Raw genomic sequence first — 15,885 nt, 5'->3', positions numbered from 1 at the left:
TCTGCAGCTCTACATGATATGCAAATGGTTGTCCCAAAGCCCCGAGGGTAAATCCAATGGCTTGGCTATCAGCTCGCTCTGACGGCAATCGTAGAAACGGCAACGGCCCTGGCCGGACGTAACCACAAAGCCATCCTCCACTGCACCCACCCCCGCACAGTCAGGCAATGGCGCATCCAGGCGCAGCACGCCACTGTCCAGGTCCCAGATAAAGAACCGATTGCCCCGCGGAGCCGTCAGCGCAACCAGACGCAACTCACTGTGAACCGCGACACTGGCGGTGTAATGGCCCATGGCGCGCAGTTGCTGCTCGGCCACCGGGAAGGGTTCAAATGGCTGGCCGGGACGCTTGATGGCCAACAGTTCCGACAACTCATGGGCATCCCCCATAAATTGCTGGCAAGCGACGATGGTGCCGTCACTGGCAATGCCCAAATGGCGCACACTGTTCATCTGCTGGCTCAGGGTTTCCTGGCTGAGCAGGGTGCCATCACGGTGCATCAGCACCAGGCTGGGTTCCATCGCGTTCAGGTTCATTTCGACCCGGCTTTCGGCTTCGGTACGAATACCGCCGTTGGCCACCACCAGTGTTTCACCGTCAGGCATCCACGACACCTGATGCGGGCCGACGCCGTGGGTGGGAATTTCACCGCTGTGGATCAGGCGCTCGCCTTCAAAGCGATAAACCCCAAGCAAGCCACGGCCCGGATCAGTGGTGTCGTTTTCAGTGGTGTACAGCCACTCGCCGTCTTTATGGATGACCGCGTGCCCATAAAAATGCCTGTTGGGCCGGGACGTCAGGGTTTGCAGCAACTCCCCGTCTGTCAGGCTGATCAGGTAGCTTTCGGTACCGGGGCGCCGCGCCACGAACAGGGCAATGGGCAGTGTCGGATGGTTAATGATGTCATGGCAGCGCTGGCCGACCCGGGTGCTGAACACCTGAGTGCCATCCAGACGATAACCAACAGCCAGGTGATTGCCGTCTGCATCGTCGCGGGCACTCAGCAGCAACGGGCTTTGGCCTTTCTGTTTAAACAGTGACCAACCGCCCAGCGTGATTGCACTGAGCAATAAGCCACCAAGCTTGAGTGCTTGCCTGCGCATCATCGAACCTTCCTTTATCAATCGCCGTCGTTGGCGTTAAAGCCCAGCTGGATGCCCAGGGCCTTGGCCAGTTCGCCTTCGTGCAGGCGGTGAACCACGTTGAGGCTGTCGTAGATGGCGTTGAGCTGGGCGCGCCCGGCATCGTCAGCCAGCAACTCGTTGAGGGTGCGCTGGTTGTCATTGAACAGCTTGAGCGAGGTGGCGTAGGCCGCGTCGATCTTGTCAGCCAACGGCTTTTGTTCAGCGGGTAGCAGGCTGCGCAGGCCCTTGTTGTCGACACCGGCCCAAACGGTCTGGGCTGCGGCCAGGCTGGCGGCCAGGCTTTTGAGTGACGACTCGCTGCGCCATGCATCAGCCTGGAACGGTTGCGGGATGCCTTTGCTCTGGCGGCCCATTGGCGTGCCGAGTTTTTTCTTCAGGGTATCGAGTGCGGTGACCTGCACGCGCAGCACGTCAGCGATGGCTTCGTGGGAGTCGGCGTAGCGCTGGTTGGGGAACTTGCTCATTTGCGCGAGCATGCCGTCCGTGCTGTTCCAGCTGGCCAGAATCTCTTCGGCCAGTTGCTTCTGACGTTCGCCGATGGCAGTCAGCAGCGGGCAGTAACGGGCTTTTTGCGCATCGTCGGCCAGGTTGATATTGCTGTCGAACAGAATGTATTCGTAGGCAGACAGGCCTTGCACCACAACGCTGGACTTGGCCAGGGCCACGGCATCGATCTGCGGCTGAGCGATCACCAGTTGTTCGACCTGACGGCCGACCAGGTTCTTTTTGTCCGGCCAGAACTGTACCTGCCACGAACGATTACCCTCGGCCAGAGGCCCGATCAGCAAAGGTTGCAGCTCGGCCCAGGCTCTTTGCGCATGCAGGAAGTCGGCGCGGGCCGTTTCCAGGGTTTCCTTGCCCTGGCAGTAGGCCAGTGCGCTGACGGCCAACTGGCGGTCAGCTTCAACCCAGCGGCTGTAGGTAGGCAGGATCACTTGTTTGGCGATGGCTGCCGAGGTGACGGCCTGCGGGTCTTGTGGCGAGCAGGCCGCCAGGGCGATGGCGGCAAGGCTGGTGAACAACAGCTTGGGTCGAAACATGTCGGGGTCCCCGATCTTGTAAAGCGTTAAAGAGAGTTCAGGAACGCCAGCAACGCGGCGCGTTGCTCGGCATTAAAGCGTAACACCTGCTGCCTGGCCGGTTCGGCCTCGCCGCCATGCCAGAGCACGGCTTCCAGCAGGTTGCGGGCACGACCATCGTGCAAAAACTGGGTGTGGCCACTTACCGCCTGGGTCAAGCCGATTCCCCACAACGGCGGCGTACGCCAGTCCTGGCCGCTGGCGGCGAATTCGCTGCGGTTATCGGCAAGGCCCGGGCCCATGTCGTGCAGCAGCAAGTCGCTGTAGGGGTGGATGACCTGATTGGCCAGCTCGGGCTCGGCGGCGTTGGCCGATGTGGTGAACGTTGGCGTATGACATGAGTTGCAGCCGGCCTGGTAGAACAGGTTTTTCCCGGCCAGCACCTGGGGTGCGCCGACATCACGGCGGGCGGGTACGGCCAGGTTACGAGTGTAGAACTCCACCAGGCGCAGAATGTTGTCGCTGACCTCGGGTTCGCCATCGGGGCCATTGCCGTTGGGCGCCTCGAGGCAGGCAGTTTGGGCCTTGGTGCAGTCATCGAAGGGTCTCAGGGAGGTCGTGAGCCCCATATCACCAGAAAAAGCGTGAACATTTTGTTGATTGAGATTCGGTTGCCCGGCTTTCCAGCCAAAACGACCCAACACTGTCTTTTGTTGCGCGTCATCCCACACCCAGTTTGGGCGCCCGGCAATACCCTCACGTTTGTCGGCATTGGCCAGAATGGCTTCGTTGGGAATGGCCTCGAGCAGCCCCAGGCCGATCATCGGGGGTGCAATGCGGGCCGACATGCGGGTGTCGGGATGCATCGGGCCATAACCCAGCTGGGTAATCTGCAGGGTGGGCTTGCGCAGTTCGACTTCAGTGCCGTCCTTGAAACGCACGGTGACCGGCTCGTAATCGACCCGAACCTTGCCTTCGGGAGCTACACCGGGCACGGCCATATCCTGCAACTGGCCACCATAGACCGGCTCGGGCACGATGCCTGCTTGCTCGATCAGCGTGGCGTAAGCAGGGTCGTTGGGGATCGACAGGCGCACCAGCATCGACACCGAGTTCTTGGCGCCCGGAGCGGGAGGGTGGCCGCGACCATCCTTGATGTGGCAGTTCTGGCAGCCGTTGGTGTTGAACAACGGGCCCAGGCCATCACGGGCGGTTGTGGTGGACGGGGCTATGACCCAGGGGCTGCGAAAGAAGCTGTTGCCGACGCTGAAATCCAGGCGCCGGGTGGGCGACAAGTTGGCCGAGGGCATGGAAAACGAGTTCTGATCGGTTTTGCGCACCGTAGTAGCCCCGCCTGAGCGGGCTTCGCCGGGCTCGGGTTTGGTAAAGCGCGGGGCATTATCACAACCGCCAAGGCACAGGGCCATGAGCAGCAGAGACAGGCGAAGAGGCAACGAAGGCATCAAACGTCCAGATCAGCGAGCAAAATCGAGGGCGCAAAGTTTAGCAGGGAAGGGGAATTGAAATAAGAGGGATTAGCGTTTGCTGTGACTTGGGGCAGACAAATGACCCTGTAGAAACTCTGTTGCCGATCAAGCCCGCCTGTTGTTCGCAAATCCCTCATCCAAACCGGCCGCTCGACCGCCTCGACCGCCTCGGCAGCTTTTGATCTGGCTTTTGATTTTGATCTGCTGGCCCCATCGGCAGGCCGAGTGGAGGTTCTGCGCAGTGGGTCGACCGGCATGGATGCCGGGAGAGCCGCGATGGGCCATGGATGGCCCGTGGCGGCGTGCCCACGGAGCGGGACCGGAGCGAGGGAACCTGAGCGCAGCGAAGGCCGTACGCCAGGGGCAAGCCTTTTTGGTTACTTTTTCGGCGTCTGGAAAAAGTGACTCGCTGTAAGAGCGAAACCAATATCCCAGTTAGACATGAATGCCGGATATGTACTCAAAGTTCAAGTTAGAGCCACCAAGTACATATCCATTCGATGTGCCACGGCTCTCTACGGGTTCCGCCCTCACTCCGGCACTGTTATGGGGGCACGCCGCGACGGGCCATCCATGGCCCATCGCGGTTGGCGCGGCGTCCTGCCGCGCCACCCCCATAACAGCACCTGCGTTCGGCCTTCTGTGAGGGGCATTCACGTCGCTTGGCTAATCGAGTGGCCACAGCAAAAGCAAAGGCAAAGGCAAAGGCAAAACCTTGTCGTAGCGAGCAGGCTCGATGTTGAAGTTCTCTTGCTCGCGCCGAAGCGGCCTACAAAAAAGGCGACCCGAAGGTCGCCTTATTGTTCATTCACTCAAACGTTGCAGATCAGAAATCGTGATCGGCGTTGTCCGGGTTCAGGTCGCTGATGCCCAGCTTGCCAGCGGCTTGCTCGATGGCTCCGGTCTGCTTGACCAGGGCAGCGATGGCATCACGCACAACCTGGTTGCCCGCAGCGTTGTCAGCTGCGATCAACTGATCGTAGTGCTCGCCCTTGTTGGCGCGGTCAACCATGACCTGGATCTTGGCTTCGGTGTCGGCCAGATCGGATTTGAGCGTGGCGTCGGTAGCCGGGTCAATGACCACCACCAGCGACGACAGGCTTGGGCCGGTCATTTTTGTGCCGTCAGCACGCACGTACTCACCCAGATACACGTTGCGAATGCCCTTGGCATCGTAGAAGTGCGAGTTGTGGGTGTTGTCGCTGAAGCAGTCCTGCTCGTCTTCAGGGGAGTTGGCTTCCAGGGACACTTTCATCCGCTCGCCGGCCAGTTCGCCCAGCGACAGGCTGCCCATGCCGAACAGCATTTTGCGCAGGCCGTTTTGTACCGGCTCGGCTTCCAGCGTGGCGCGGTAGTTGTCAGCCACGTTTGGTGCCCAGTTGCCGACCATTTCGTTGAGGTCGTTGACCAGCAGTTGGGTCACGGCTTTCAGATAGGCGCGACGACGATCGTTATGACCACCGGTGGCGCCTTCGCCTTCCAGGTAGTCCGAAGCAGGACGGTTGCCTGCACCCGGGCCCGTACCGTTGAGGTCCTGGCCCCACAGCAGGAATTCGATGGCGTGGTAGCCGGTGGCTACGTTGGCTTCGGAGCCACCCAGCTCGTTGAGGCTGGCCAGGGTTTCCGGGGTGATTTCGGTTACGTCGACCTTGTCTTCACCAATCTGGATCTGGGGGTTGGCGATGATGTTGGCGTTGGCACCCGGGTTGCCCAGTGCGCCGGCGTAGTTGGCGTCAACGTAGTCGATCAGGCCTTCGTCCAGGGGCCAGGCATTCACCTGGCCTTCCCAGTCATCGATGATGGTGTTACCGAAGCGGAATACTTCGCTCTGCAGGTAAGGCACGCGAGCTTCAACCCAGGCGGCACGGGCAGCTTTGAGGGTCTCGTCGTTGGGCTTGGCCAGGAATGCATCGATGGCGGTTTGCAGTTTCTTGGCAGTGTTTTCGGCATCGCTGTACACGGCGTGAACCATGTCGGCGTAATGGGCAACGACGGCCTTGGCGGCAGCTTCGTCGACTTTTGCCGCCGTGATGTCAGTGGCAGGCGTCGCGGTACTGGTGGCGGCTGCTGGCGTAGGGGTTGCTGCGGTTTTTTCCTTGTCCTTGTCGCCACAGCCGGCGAGTGAGATAGCAATGGCCAGCAGACTGGCGGTAGCCAGAGGCATACGAATCATGGCGAAAATCCTGCTTCGAGAGGTGGGACAAGCGTGCGGCTGCACGCGAAACTGCCACATGATGCGAAAGATATGCATTTTCTGTAAAGGGCTACTGTTGGAAATATTTCTTATTTACTTCAGCTCTGCCCCGGGTCTTTCGTGAATCTCGAAATAAGGACTTACATAATGACGGCCTTGTTACGTCGGGCCTGCTTGAGATAAGCCACCAGCTCCCGTGCCCCAAGGGGTTTGCTGTACAGGTAGCCCTGGCCTTCATGGCAGCCCTCGGCGATCACATAGGCTTCCTGTTCGACCGTTTCGACACCTTCGGCGATGACCTGCATGCCAAGGCTTTTACCGAGCTGGATGATGGCGCGCACGATGGTGGCATCGTCACCGTCATCGATGAGGTCCTGCACAAAGCTTTTATCAATCTTGATTTTGTCCAGCGGCAGGCTTTTGAGGTAACTCAGGGATGAATAACCGGTACCGAAATCATCAATCGCAATCAATGCACCGGAGCGTCGCAGGCTCAGCAGGTGCTGGGCAGCGGTGCTGATGTCTTTCATCAGGCTGGTTTCAGTCACTTCCAGCTCAAGGCTGCGCGGGGCCAGGCGGTGGCGTTGCAGCAGGTTGTTGACCACCCGGGGCAGGTCTATGTGGTGCAACTGCACGGTGGACAGGTTGACGGCCATGCGCAATTCACTGAAACCCAGGTCGTGCCATTCGCGCAGCTGGCCGCAGGCCTGGTCCAGCGCCCATTCGCCAATGGCAATGATGCTGCCGTTTTTCTCGGCCAGCGGAATAAACAGGTCGGGCGGCACCATGCCGTGCTCCGGATGCTGCCAGCGCAGCAGGGCTTCTACGCCGACCACGCGGTGATCGCTGTAGCGGATCTGCGGTTGATAGACCAGGTAAAGCTGGTTGCACAGCAGGGCTTCGCGCAGGTCTTTTTCCAGTTCGCGCATGCGTCGCATCTCGCGGTCGACGCTGGCGATATAAAACTGATAACGGCTGCGCGAATAGCTTTTGGCCAGGGTCATGGTCTGTTCGGCTTTTTGCAGCAACTGCTCGGTGGTATCGCCGTCTTCAGGGAACAGGGTGATGCCGATGGTGGCGCGCAGGCGGATATTTTGCTGGTCAAGGCTGAACGGCGATTCGAGGTCGTCGAGAATGCTCTGGGCCAGTTCGGCAGCCTCATAGGGCTGTTCGATATGGGCCTGCACCAGGGCAAATTGATCGCCGCCCAGACGGCCAAGCGCACCGAGGCTGCCGCTGTGGGCGCGCAAACGGTCGGCCAGGGCCTGGAGCAACTGGTCGCCGGTTTGATAACCAAACTGTTCGTTGATGCCCTTGAAGTCGTCCAGACCCACGCACAGCACGGCGACACGCCGTTGCAGGCGGCCGGCATCGGTGAGGATCTTGCCCAGTTGCCCCTGCAATTGCTGGCGGTTGGGCAGGCCGGTCAAAAAGTCGTACTGGGCCATGCGCAGCAACGAGCTTTCGGCTTCGTGACGCAAACGGTTGTTGCGCTCGATCGAGGCCAGCAACTGGTTGGATGTATTGACCCACACCCCTAGCTCGTTGTGCTCGTGGCCCTTGAGCAGAGGGATCACATGTTCGCTGGGGCGATCGGGATTGATGCTGGTCAGGTGCCCGATGATTTTTGACAGCGGCTTGGTCAGCAGCCAGTGATAGACCAGATACAACACCAGCCCCATGAGCAGAGCGCGCAACAGGCCGGAAAACAGCATCACCGCCGAATCGGTCAACAGGCCCTGACCGTAAGTTGCGGTGTCGAGGGTGATGCTCAGGTCGCCGTAGTACTCGCTGTATGGGCCTTGGCCAACCAGCGGAATGCGGAACCTGTGCTCCTGACCCAGTATCAGGTCGGTCACCCAGCGGCTCGATGAGCTTTGCAACTCGCGGTTTTTTTCGGCCAGCGGCGCTTCATTGGGATGGCCGATGGCAGCCTTGCGCACCGCCGGATCCTGGAACAGACCTTCGATAACCTGCATGGCCATATCGCGATCCAGGCTGTAAAGCGCCTGGGTTGAGGGGTCGCGAAACATGTCGAGGATTCGTTCGGCATCTGCCGTAACGGCTTGTCGGACTTTGTAGGCGTCGAACACGATCTGTGCGCAGCTCAGCACGCCTCCAACGACCACTGCTGAAAGCAGCACGATGCGGAGCAACTTGAGTGACAAGCTGTTTTTGAATTGCCGCTTCAAAGCGCTATTCCCTGTTCCTGCCATTAATGCCTGTGGCCTTGTATGTGAACGATTTTTTGCCAGAGTGCAAGTGACCAATGTGCAGCGCTTGTAACGGCTACTGTGTCGGTATCTTCACCTTGAACTTGAGGCGCAGCCTGAAAAATTCCCGCCGCTTTCATACTAGCTGGCCCGGATTGGATGGGCTTTTTAGCAAGCCAAAAAAAACCCGGCAATGCCGGGTTTTTTTATCTGGAGCGAGACTTAGGCAGTGAAGGGTTTGCCTTCGAACTGCTCAGCAACGAACTTCCAGTTAACGAGGTTCCAGAACGCTTCTACATACTTCGGACGCACGTTGCGGTAGTCGATGTAGTAGGCGTGTTCCCAAACGTCGCAGGTCAGCAGCGGGGTGTCGCCGCTGGTCAGCGGGTTGCCGGCGCCGATGGTGCTGGCCAGGGCCAGGGAACCGTCAGCTTTCTTCACCAGCCAGCCCCAGCCGGAGCCGAAGGTGCCGATGGAAGTCTTGCTGAATTCTTCTTTGAACTTGTCGAACGAACCGAAGGCAGCGTTGATGGCATCAGCCAGCGCGCCAGTCGGTTGGCCGCCGGCGTTTGGCGCCAGGCAGTTCCAGTAGAAGGTGTGGTTCCAGACCTGAGCGGCGTTGTTGAAGATACCGCCCGAAGAGGTTTTGACGATCTCTTCCAGGGTTTTGCCTTCGAACTCGGTGCCTGGCACCAGGTTGTTCAGGTTCACGACGTAGGTGTTGTGGTGCTTGTCGTGGTGAAACTCCAGGGTTTCTTTGGAGATGTGCGGCTGCAGGGCATCGTGTGCGTACGGCAGCGGCGGCAATTCGAAAGCCATGATGATTCTCCTAATCAGGTCAGTTGCGATGAGCGCAAGGCCGATCACGGGCGGCCAAACACGCGCCGATGAGTTTTTACTCTTTGCGGCGCAGGGTCAGGATCATAGCACCGGGGTGACGGCATAACCACGCGACAACTGTGTGGGATAGACGTTTCAGCACATGTGGGACTATTTTTTTTTGCCTGTGGGAACAGGGTTATGCTCAGCCCGAAACAATTAACTGCAGCGCCACTGCATACATCATCACCGCTACCAGCAAGTCCAGGATCCGCCAGGTGTTTGGCTGTGCCAGCCACGGTGCAAGCCAGGCCGCACCCAGCGCCAGGGTGAAAAACCACATCAGCGAAGCACTGGCCGCGCCCACCACATAAGCGCCGGGCACGCTTTGCTGGGCGCCAAGGGAACCGATCAGCAACACTGTATCAAGGTAAACGTGGGGGTTGAGCAGGGTGACGGCCAGTGCGCTGAGCATCACTGCCTTGAGCGAGCGAGCAGTCTGGCTGGCAGAATGCTCAAGGCTCGATGTGGAAAACGCCCGGCGCAGTGCCTGGGTGCCGTACCAGAGTAAGAACACCGCCCCGCCCCAGCGCGCAACACTGAGTAATAGCGGGTTTTGCGCCAGAAGGGTCGCCAGGCCAAACACCCCGGCCGCCACCAGCAGGGCATCGCACACTACGCAAAATGCCGCCACGGGCAGGTGGTGTTCACGGCGCAGGCTTTGCGCCAGCACAAAGGCATTCTGGGTGCCGATGGCCATAATCAGGCCGAACGCGACCAACAGGCCATTAAGGTAGCTTTGCCACATAAGGATTACTCGTTGTACTGCAGGCGGGGTTGCTGCTGGCTATTCTCCTGCCCTTGGATGTATAAGAAAAACCAATATTGCTGATCGCTCATTAGGAAAACTGATGTTCGACTATAAGTTGCTCTCGGCCCTGGCCGCCGTTGTGGAACAGGCCGGTTTTGAACGGGCGGCGCAGGTGCTTGGGCTGTCCCAATCGGCCATCTCCCAGCGCATCAAATTGCTTGAAGCCCGTATCGGCCAGCCGGTGCTGGTACGCGCGACGCCGCCAAGCCCGACCGAAATCGGCCGGCGCCTGCTCAACCATGTACAGCAAGTGCGTTTGCTGGAGCGTGACTTGCAAAGTGCGGTGCCGGCGCTGGACGATGAAGGTTTGCCCGAGCGCCTGCGCATCGCCTTGAATGCCGACAGCCTGGCCACCTGGTGGGCGCCGGCCGTGGGGGATTTTTGCGCCGAGCAGCACCTGTTGCTAGACCTTGTGGTTGAGGATCAGACCGTTGGCCTCAAGCGCATGCGCGCCGGTGAAGTGGCTGCCTGCCTGTGTGCCAGTGAACGGCCGGTCGCCGGGGCCCGCAGTGTGCTGCTGGGCGCCATGCGTTACCGGGCGCTGGCCAGCCCAGAGTTTATTGCACGGCATTTTCCGGATGGCGTCAGCGCTGCGCAGTTGCCCAAGACCCCTGCGCTGGTGTTCGGCCCGGATGATTTTCTGCAACATCGCTACCTGGCTTCGCTGGGTGTGGATGGCGGTTTTGAGCACCATTTATGCCCATCTTCCGAAGGCTTTATCCGTTTGGCTGAGGCCGGCCTGGGGTGGGGGCTGGTGCCTGAGCTGCAAGTGCGCGAACAACTGGAAAATGGCCGCCTGGTGGAGCTTTTGCCAGATAAACCCATCGACGTGCCATTGTACTGGCATCATTGGCGCAATGGCGGACAACTGCTGGGGCAACTGACCGAACATTTATCTCGTTCGGCAGCCCGTTGGTTAGTGCCTTTGGCCTGATAACCGGCGTTTAAAGAGCAAGCAGCACGAATTACAGCATTTGGAGTGATTGATGAAGATTCTGGTCACCGGCGCAAGCGGCTTCATTGGCGGACGCTTTGCGCGTTTTGCCCTGGAGCAGGGCTTTGACGTACGGGTCAGCGGGCGTCGGGCCGAAGGTGTCGAACACCTGGTACGACGCGGCGCTGAATTTATCCCGGGTGATTTGACCGATGGCCTGCTGGTGCGCGACTTGTGCGTGGATGTCGATGCGGTGGTGCATTGTGCGGGGCATGTGGGTGCCTGGGGGCGCTACCAGGACTTCCACCGCGACAACGTGCTGGTGACTGAAAACGTAGTTGAAGCCTGTCTGAAACAGCGGGTGCGGCGTCTGGTGCATTTGTCATCGGCAGCGTTGTACTTCGATGGTCGCAACCACACCGACCTGACCGAAGAACAGTTGCCCAAGCGCTTCAGGCACCCTTTTGCCGCCACTAAAAACCTGGCGGAGCAGAAGGTGTTCGGTGCCCAGGAGTTTGGCCTTGAAGTGATTGCCCTGCGCCCGCGTTTTGTGACGGGGGCAGGGGACATGAGCCTCTTCCCGCGATTGATCAAACAGCAGCGCAAAGGTCGTCTGGCCATTGTTGGCAACGGTTTGAACAAGGTCGATTTCACCAGTATGCAAAACCTCAACGAAGCGCTGATGAGCAGCCTGTTGAGCAGTGCAGCGGCGTTGGGCAGGGCCTACAACATCAGTAATGGCACGCCGATACCGTATTGGGATGTGGTCAATTATGTGATGCGCCAGATGAACGTGCCGCAAGTGACCCGTTATCGTGGTTACGCCACGGCCTACAGCCGTGGCGCGCTTAACGAAGCTGCCTGCAAGTTATGGCCGGGGCAGCCCGAACCGTCACTCTCGCGTTTGGGGGTGCAGATCATGGATAAAGACTTTACCCTCGACATCAGCCGCGCCCGGCACTACCTCGACTACGATCCCAAGGTGAGTCTGTGGTCCGCGCTTGATGAATTCTGTGGTTGGTGGAAAGCTCAGGAATCCCCTTACCGCTGACCGCTTGCCGCCATTTTTAAAGGTTTACGATGCGTAACGATGCCCGCGACGACTTTGACAATGTGCCGACCCTTCGCGCCGATACCGATGACCATGACGAACCGGCGTCCAGCTTTGGTGCCCGTGAGCGCACTACGGTGTATTCGCGCAATACCCCGGTGATCAAGGTCAAGGGTCCGAGTACCGGGCCTTTGTGGGCCATGATCTGCGCCTTGCTGGTGGCCGTTGGCGGGCTGGGCTGGTGGAGCTTCCAGCAGATTTCGCTGATGGAGCAGCAGTTGGTGGCCACCCAGGAGAGCTTTGCCCGTATCAGCGAAGAGGCAGCCGGGCGCCTGCAGGCCATATCCGGCAAGGTGGTTGCCAGTGAATCGACAATCAACAATGGCAGCGAAGCCTTGAAGTTGCAGATCAAGCAGCTAGAAGAACAGCTGCTTGAGCAGAGCAAGCGTCAGCAAGGGCTGGTGGCGGGGCAGCAGGGGGATCTGGATCAGCGCTTTGAGCAAATCAATGCCGCGATGTTGATGCAAGTGACTGCCCAGAAAGAAAGCCAGGCCAGGCTCGAAGCCGATATCAAGAGTCTGGGTACTGAACTGGCCACGCTCAAGGCAGGTGTCGCCCAACAGGCCACGGATGTGGCGGCCTTGAAGAAACAGGGCAACCCGGGCGCGGCGGTGGAGCGCCTGGAGCAGGATATGATCGTGCTCAAAAGCGAACTTGAGAACCGCCCCGCACCAGCTCAAGGTGCCAATGCTGCCGAGTTCGATGTGTTCCGTGCCCAGATGACGCGCAACATCAACACCCTGCAAAGCCAGATGCAGAACCTGCAGAAGCAGATCAGCGCTCGACCTTGAGCCTGTGCTGAGGGTTTGCCCCTCACCCCGGCCCTCTCCCGCAGGGAGAGGGGGCTGATGTGTGGCGTCAGTCATACCTGCATGTGCCTGTCGGCGGATTTCCGCTTATTGCAACGCTGAAAATCAGCGGATTCCCGCCTACCCATCTCCCGCAAGCCATGTAAACCGTGGTCTCAAGCGTTGGCACAAGTTCTGCTATAGCCCAGCAAGCTCGCGTTTTGACGCGCTATAAAAAAACAATGAAAGAAGGATCCATTCAATGGATAACTCCAGCACCCTGCCTGCCGGGGCCGTGTCTGCGGCGCCTAAAGAAAAGACCACCTCCAGCCGTATCAAATCGATTTTCAGCGGTTCCGTCGGCAATATGGTCGAGTGGTACGACTGGTACGTTTACGCCGCGTTTTCGCTGTACTTCGCCAAGGCCTTCTTCCCCAAGGGCGACACCACCGCACAACTGCTCAACACCGCCGCGATCTTCGCCGTGGGCTTTTTGATGCGCCCGATCGGCGGCTGGCTAATGGGCCTGTACGCGGATCGCAAAGGCCGCAAGGCCGCGCTGATGGCTTCGGTCTTGTTGATGTGCTTCGGTTCGCTGGTAATTGCCCTGTCGCCGGGTTACGAAACCATCGGCGTGTGGGCACCTATCCTGCTGGTCTTCGCCCGCTTGCTGCAGGGCCTGTCGGTGGGTGGCGAATACGGTACCTCGGCCACTTACCTGAGTGAAATGGCGACCAAGGAACGTCGCGGTTTCTTCTCGAGCTTCCAGTATGTAACCCTGATCTCGGGGCAGCTTATCGCTTTGGGCGTGCTGATCGTGCTGCAACAGACCCTCACCGAAGAGCAACTGTACAGCTGGGGCTGGCGCGTACCGTTCGTGATCGGCGCCCTGTGTGCCGTGGTCGCGCTGTATCTGCGTCGAGGCATGGAAGAAACCGAGTCGTTCAAAAAAACCAGGGTCAAGCCTAAAGAAAGCGCCATGCGCACCCTGCTGCGCCACCCCAAAGAGCTGATGACCGTAGTTGGCCTGACCATGGGCGGCACGCTGGCTTTCTACACCTACACCACCTATATGCAGAAGTACCTGGTGAACACGGTGGGCATGAGCATCTCGGATTCCACCACCATCTCGGCCGCCACGCTGTTTCTGTTCATGTGCATTCAGCCGCTGGTGGGCGCGCTTTCCGACAAGATCGGCCGTCGTCCGATCCTGATCGCCTTCGGTGTACTGGGTACCCTGTTTACCGTACCGATCCTGACCACCCTGCACACCATTACCACCTGGTGGGGTGCGTTCTTCCTGATCATGGCCGCGCTGATTATTGTCAGTGGCTACACCTCGATCAACGCCGTGGTGAAAGCGGAACTGTTTCCCACGGAAATTCGCGCACTGGGTGTTGGTTTGCCTTACGCACTGACCGTGTCGATCTTCGGCGGTACAGCTGAATACATCGCTCTGTGGTTCAAGAGTGCAGGTATGGAAACCGGTTACTACTGGTACGTGACAGCTTGTATTGCCTGCTCGCTGGCGGTGTACGCCACCATGAAAGACACCCGCAAGCACTCGCGCATCGAGACTGACTGATCGCGCAGTAACACTCGTGGGAGCGAGCCTGCTCGCGAATAAACTTCGCGAGCAGGCTCGCTCCCACCATACCGGTTTACGGTCAGGACAGCTCAGCCACCCCAGGCTGGGTTTGTTTGTTTTTCAGATACGCCGCCCCGGCGATCATGGCCACCAATATCCCCGCCAATACCAGCGAAGAGCCGATGGTGCCGAAGTCCAGCCCACCCTTGTCCAGGGGTTTGGTCAGAAAGTCGCCCAGGGTTGCGCCAAACGGGCGTGTCAGCACGAATGCGATCCAGAACAGCAGCACCGACGAAATTTTGCTGAAGTAACGTGCCAGTACCACGACCCCGATGGTCGCCCCGATAAACAGTGCGCCGCCAGCAAAGCCCAGCCCCGAATCATCCGCCAGGTAGTCACCCAAGGCGGTTCCCAGGGTGTTGGAGAACAGAATCGCCATCCAGTAGAACATCTCGCCACGCCGGCTCTGCACCTGGCTGACATTGAGTGACTCGCCGCTCCATTTCCATAACGCGAATATCGCGATCAGCATCGACACCAGAATCAGCGAGCCAGTGGCATAGCCCAGGCCCAGCGTGCGATCCATAAAGTCCGACAGGGTGGTGCCGGCCGTGCTGGTGGACAGAATAACCAGCCAATACAGCACGGGGTTGTAGGTTTTGGAGAACAGCTGAGTCAATAAGGTCAGCACGAACACGCTGATCAGGATCATCGAGCTGATGGCATAGCCCACATTGAGAGTCATCGACAGCAAGTCGCCGGCGGTTTCGCCCAAGGTTGTGGCGCAAATTTTCATCACCCAAAACGCCAGGGTGATCTGAGGAAGTTTGTTCATTCGGTCAAAGCTCCAGTTTTCGAGGGGTGCAAAGCCGTTTTGATATCGGCTTTTTTGCCGGCTGAAGACTGGTGCTCGCGCAGCAAAAAATGGGTAATGGACTGATGAAAGCCTGTCTGTGAGTGCGATTTATTTGAATTAATAGTCAGTTAATTCTGTTAGCCCACTATCAATCTCAGCAACACCTCTATGGCCGGCAGAACATGTGTGCCGCCCCACAGGGAGCCGGACAGCGTCAGAAGCCTGGCTTTGCGTCGGCGTACACATCGAATTAATCGATTCTTTAGCGCTTTTTTTTGCGCTTTTTAATCGAATTAATCGGCGTAGTCTTAAACCCATACCCACTGAACACCCCAAACACGAAACAAGGAGCTTTATCATGAAAACCAAACTTATCCTCGCTGCTGCTTTTTCTGCCCTGGCCTTCAACGCTTTTGCCGCCGATGGTTTCGATAAAACCCATTCGTCGAGCTTTGCTGAAGATGGCTACAGCCGTACAGGTTCTGCTGCAGTTGCTGCTGACGGTTATGACCGCACAGGTTCGGCTACGTTTGCAGAGGACGGCTACGACAAAACCGGCTCGGCCATCTTTGCAGAAGACGGTTTCAGCCGTACCAAATCGGACACCTTCGCTGCTGATGGCTACGATCGCACTCACGGCGCCCATTTCAGCTAACACCTGAACCAGGCACTCCAGCCCGGCCTTGGCCGGGCTTAGTCGTTTTTGGGGGTAAGACAGTGGAGATCCAACCCGTAGATACTCTGTTGCAGGTCAAGCCCTATTGTGGGAGCGGGGGGGGGGGGGGGCGGCCGCCAACCGCGCCCGGGGCGCGCGACCGCGCCAGTGTTGTGAAATGGAGGAGGGAAAAAAAAAAAAACA

13 protein-coding genes are annotated in these 15,885 nt (G+C 58.8%); 5 read left to right on the top strand and 8 right to left on the bottom strand.

Features of this window, described 5'->3' with window-relative positions:
• Positions 1–9 precede the first annotated feature (9 nt).
• The 7 genes from QN377_RS16745 to QN377_RS16715 all read right to left on the bottom strand — a co-directional run bounded on the left by QN377_RS16745 (position 10) and on the right by QN377_RS16715 (position 9,686).
• Positions 10–1,107, bottom strand: a complete 1,098-nt coding sequence (locus QN377_RS16745; protein WP_095019399.1) for a DUF1513 domain-containing protein — start codon at positions 1,105–1,107, stop codon at positions 10–12.
• Between the two features lie 14 nt (positions 1,108–1,121).
• Positions 1,122–2,186, bottom strand: coding sequence for an imelysin family protein (locus QN377_RS16740; RefSeq protein WP_095019400.1), 1,065 nt, complete (start codon positions 2,184–2,186; stop codon positions 1,122–1,124).
• Positions 2,187–2,212: 26 nt separating this feature from the next.
• Positions 2,213–3,628, bottom strand: a complete 1,416-nt coding sequence (locus QN377_RS16735; protein WP_095019401.1) for a di-heme oxidoredictase family protein — start codon at positions 3,626–3,628, stop codon at positions 2,213–2,215.
• Between the two features lie 850 nt (positions 3,629–4,478).
• The gene (locus tag QN377_RS16730) at positions 4,479–5,825 is read right to left on the bottom strand and encodes an imelysin family protein (protein WP_095019402.1); all 1,347 of its coding nucleotides are present in this window, start codon (positions 5,823–5,825) and stop codon (positions 4,479–4,481) included.
• Between the two features lie 161 nt (positions 5,826–5,986).
• On the bottom strand, positions 5,987–8,062 hold the full coding sequence (locus tag QN377_RS16725; protein WP_370688618.1) for a putative bifunctional diguanylate cyclase/phosphodiesterase: 2,076 nt from the start codon (positions 8,060–8,062) through the stop codon (positions 5,987–5,989).
• Between the two features lie 219 nt (positions 8,063–8,281).
• Positions 8,282–8,878: a superoxide dismutase gene (locus QN377_RS16720; RefSeq protein ID WP_095003034.1), complete on the bottom strand. Its 597-nt coding sequence runs from the start codon at positions 8,876–8,878 to the stop codon at positions 8,282–8,284.
• 205 nt (positions 8,879–9,083) lie between these two features.
• Positions 9,084–9,686, bottom strand: coding sequence for a LysE/ArgO family amino acid transporter (locus tag QN377_RS16715; RefSeq protein WP_095019403.1), 603 nt, complete (start codon positions 9,684–9,686; stop codon positions 9,084–9,086).
• 103 nt (positions 9,687–9,789) lie between these two features.
• Between QN377_RS16715 and QN377_RS16710 the strand changes: the two genes are divergently transcribed.
• From QN377_RS16710 to QN377_RS16695, 4 genes are all read left to right on the top strand, one after another.
• Positions 9,790–10,683 carry a LysR family transcriptional regulator ArgP gene (locus QN377_RS16710; protein ID WP_095019404.1) on the top strand — a complete coding sequence of 298 codons (894 nt, stop codon included), beginning with the start codon at positions 9,790–9,792 and terminating at the stop codon, positions 10,681–10,683.
• A gap of 52 nt (positions 10,684–10,735) precedes the next feature.
• Positions 10,736–11,734: an NAD-dependent epimerase/dehydratase family protein gene (locus tag QN377_RS16705; RefSeq protein ID WP_095003037.1), complete on the top strand. Its 999-nt coding sequence runs from the start codon at positions 10,736–10,738 to the stop codon at positions 11,732–11,734.
• Between the two features lie 29 nt (positions 11,735–11,763).
• A complete protein-coding gene (locus QN377_RS16700) occupies positions 11,764–12,585 on the top strand; it encodes an ATPase (RefSeq protein WP_095019405.1) in 822 nt (273 codons plus the stop codon).
• Between the two features lie 259 nt (positions 12,586–12,844).
• Positions 12,845–14,167, top strand: coding sequence for an MFS transporter (locus QN377_RS16695; RefSeq protein WP_095019406.1), 1,323 nt, complete (start codon positions 12,845–12,847; stop codon positions 14,165–14,167).
• An 82-nt stretch (positions 14,168–14,249) separates the two neighbouring features.
• Here the strand turns inward: QN377_RS16695 and QN377_RS16690 are convergent, their stop codons facing one another.
• Entirely contained in the window at positions 14,250–15,005 is a 756-nt protein-coding gene (locus QN377_RS16690; protein ID WP_095019407.1) for a hypothetical protein, read from the bottom strand.
• 379 nt (positions 15,006–15,384) lie between these two features.
• Here QN377_RS16690 and QN377_RS16685 point away from each other — a divergent pair, with 379 nt between their 5' ends.
• Complete coding sequence (locus QN377_RS16685; RefSeq protein WP_095019408.1) at positions 15,385–15,681, top strand: hypothetical protein; 297 nt, start codon at positions 15,385–15,387, stop codon at positions 15,679–15,681.
• Positions 15,682–15,885: the final 204 nt, after the last annotated feature.

The organism is Pseudomonas sp. CCC4.1 (assembly GCF_035019225.1).
Taxonomy (GTDB): domain Bacteria; phylum Pseudomonadota; class Gammaproteobacteria; order Pseudomonadales; family Pseudomonadaceae; genus Aquipseudomonas; species Aquipseudomonas bubulae.
The sequence above is the reverse complement of the archived record's forward strand: the minus strand, read 5'-3'. Positions and strand labels throughout refer to the sequence as shown.

What these genes read in the sequence shown, in the direction of transcription:
- QN377_RS16745 (WP_095019399.1), bottom strand. Translation starts at nt 1,107, where the DNA reads ATGATGCGCAGGCAAGCACTCAAGCTTGGTGGCTTATTGCTCAGTGCA.
- QN377_RS16740 (WP_095019400.1), bottom strand. Translation starts at nt 2,186, where the DNA reads ATGTTTCGACCCAAGCTGTTGTTCACCAGCCTTGCCGCCATCGCCCTG.
- QN377_RS16735 (WP_095019401.1), bottom strand. Translation starts at nt 3,628, where the DNA reads ATGCCTTCGTTGCCTCTTCGCCTGTCTCTGCTGCTCATGGCCCTGTGC.
- QN377_RS16730 (WP_095019402.1), bottom strand. Translation starts at nt 5,825, where the DNA reads ATGATTCGTATGCCTCTGGCTACCGCCAGTCTGCTGGCCATTGCTATC.
- QN377_RS16725 (WP_370688618.1), bottom strand. Translation starts at nt 8,062, where the DNA reads ATGGCAGGAACAGGGAATAGCGCTTTGAAGCGGCAATTCAAAAACAGC.
- QN377_RS16720 (WP_095003034.1), bottom strand. Translation starts at nt 8,878, where the DNA reads ATGGCTTTCGAATTGCCGCCGCTGCCGTACGCACACGATGCCCTGCAG.
- QN377_RS16715 (WP_095019403.1), bottom strand. Translation starts at nt 9,686, where the DNA reads ATGTGGCAAAGCTACCTTAATGGCCTGTTGGTCGCGTTCGGCCTGATT.
- QN377_RS16710 (WP_095019404.1), top strand. Translation starts at nt 9,790, where the DNA reads ATGTTCGACTATAAGTTGCTCTCGGCCCTGGCCGCCGTTGTGGAACAG.
- QN377_RS16705 (WP_095003037.1), top strand. Translation starts at nt 10,736, where the DNA reads ATGAAGATTCTGGTCACCGGCGCAAGCGGCTTCATTGGCGGACGCTTT.
- QN377_RS16700 (WP_095019405.1), top strand. Translation starts at nt 11,764, where the DNA reads ATGCGTAACGATGCCCGCGACGACTTTGACAATGTGCCGACCCTTCGC.
- QN377_RS16695 (WP_095019406.1), top strand. Translation starts at nt 12,845, where the DNA reads ATGGATAACTCCAGCACCCTGCCTGCCGGGGCCGTGTCTGCGGCGCCT.
- QN377_RS16690 (WP_095019407.1), bottom strand. Translation starts at nt 15,005, where the DNA reads ATGAACAAACTTCCTCAGATCACCCTGGCGTTTTGGGTGATGAAAATT.
- QN377_RS16685 (WP_095019408.1), top strand. Translation starts at nt 15,385, where the DNA reads ATGAAAACCAAACTTATCCTCGCTGCTGCTTTTTCTGCCCTGGCCTTC.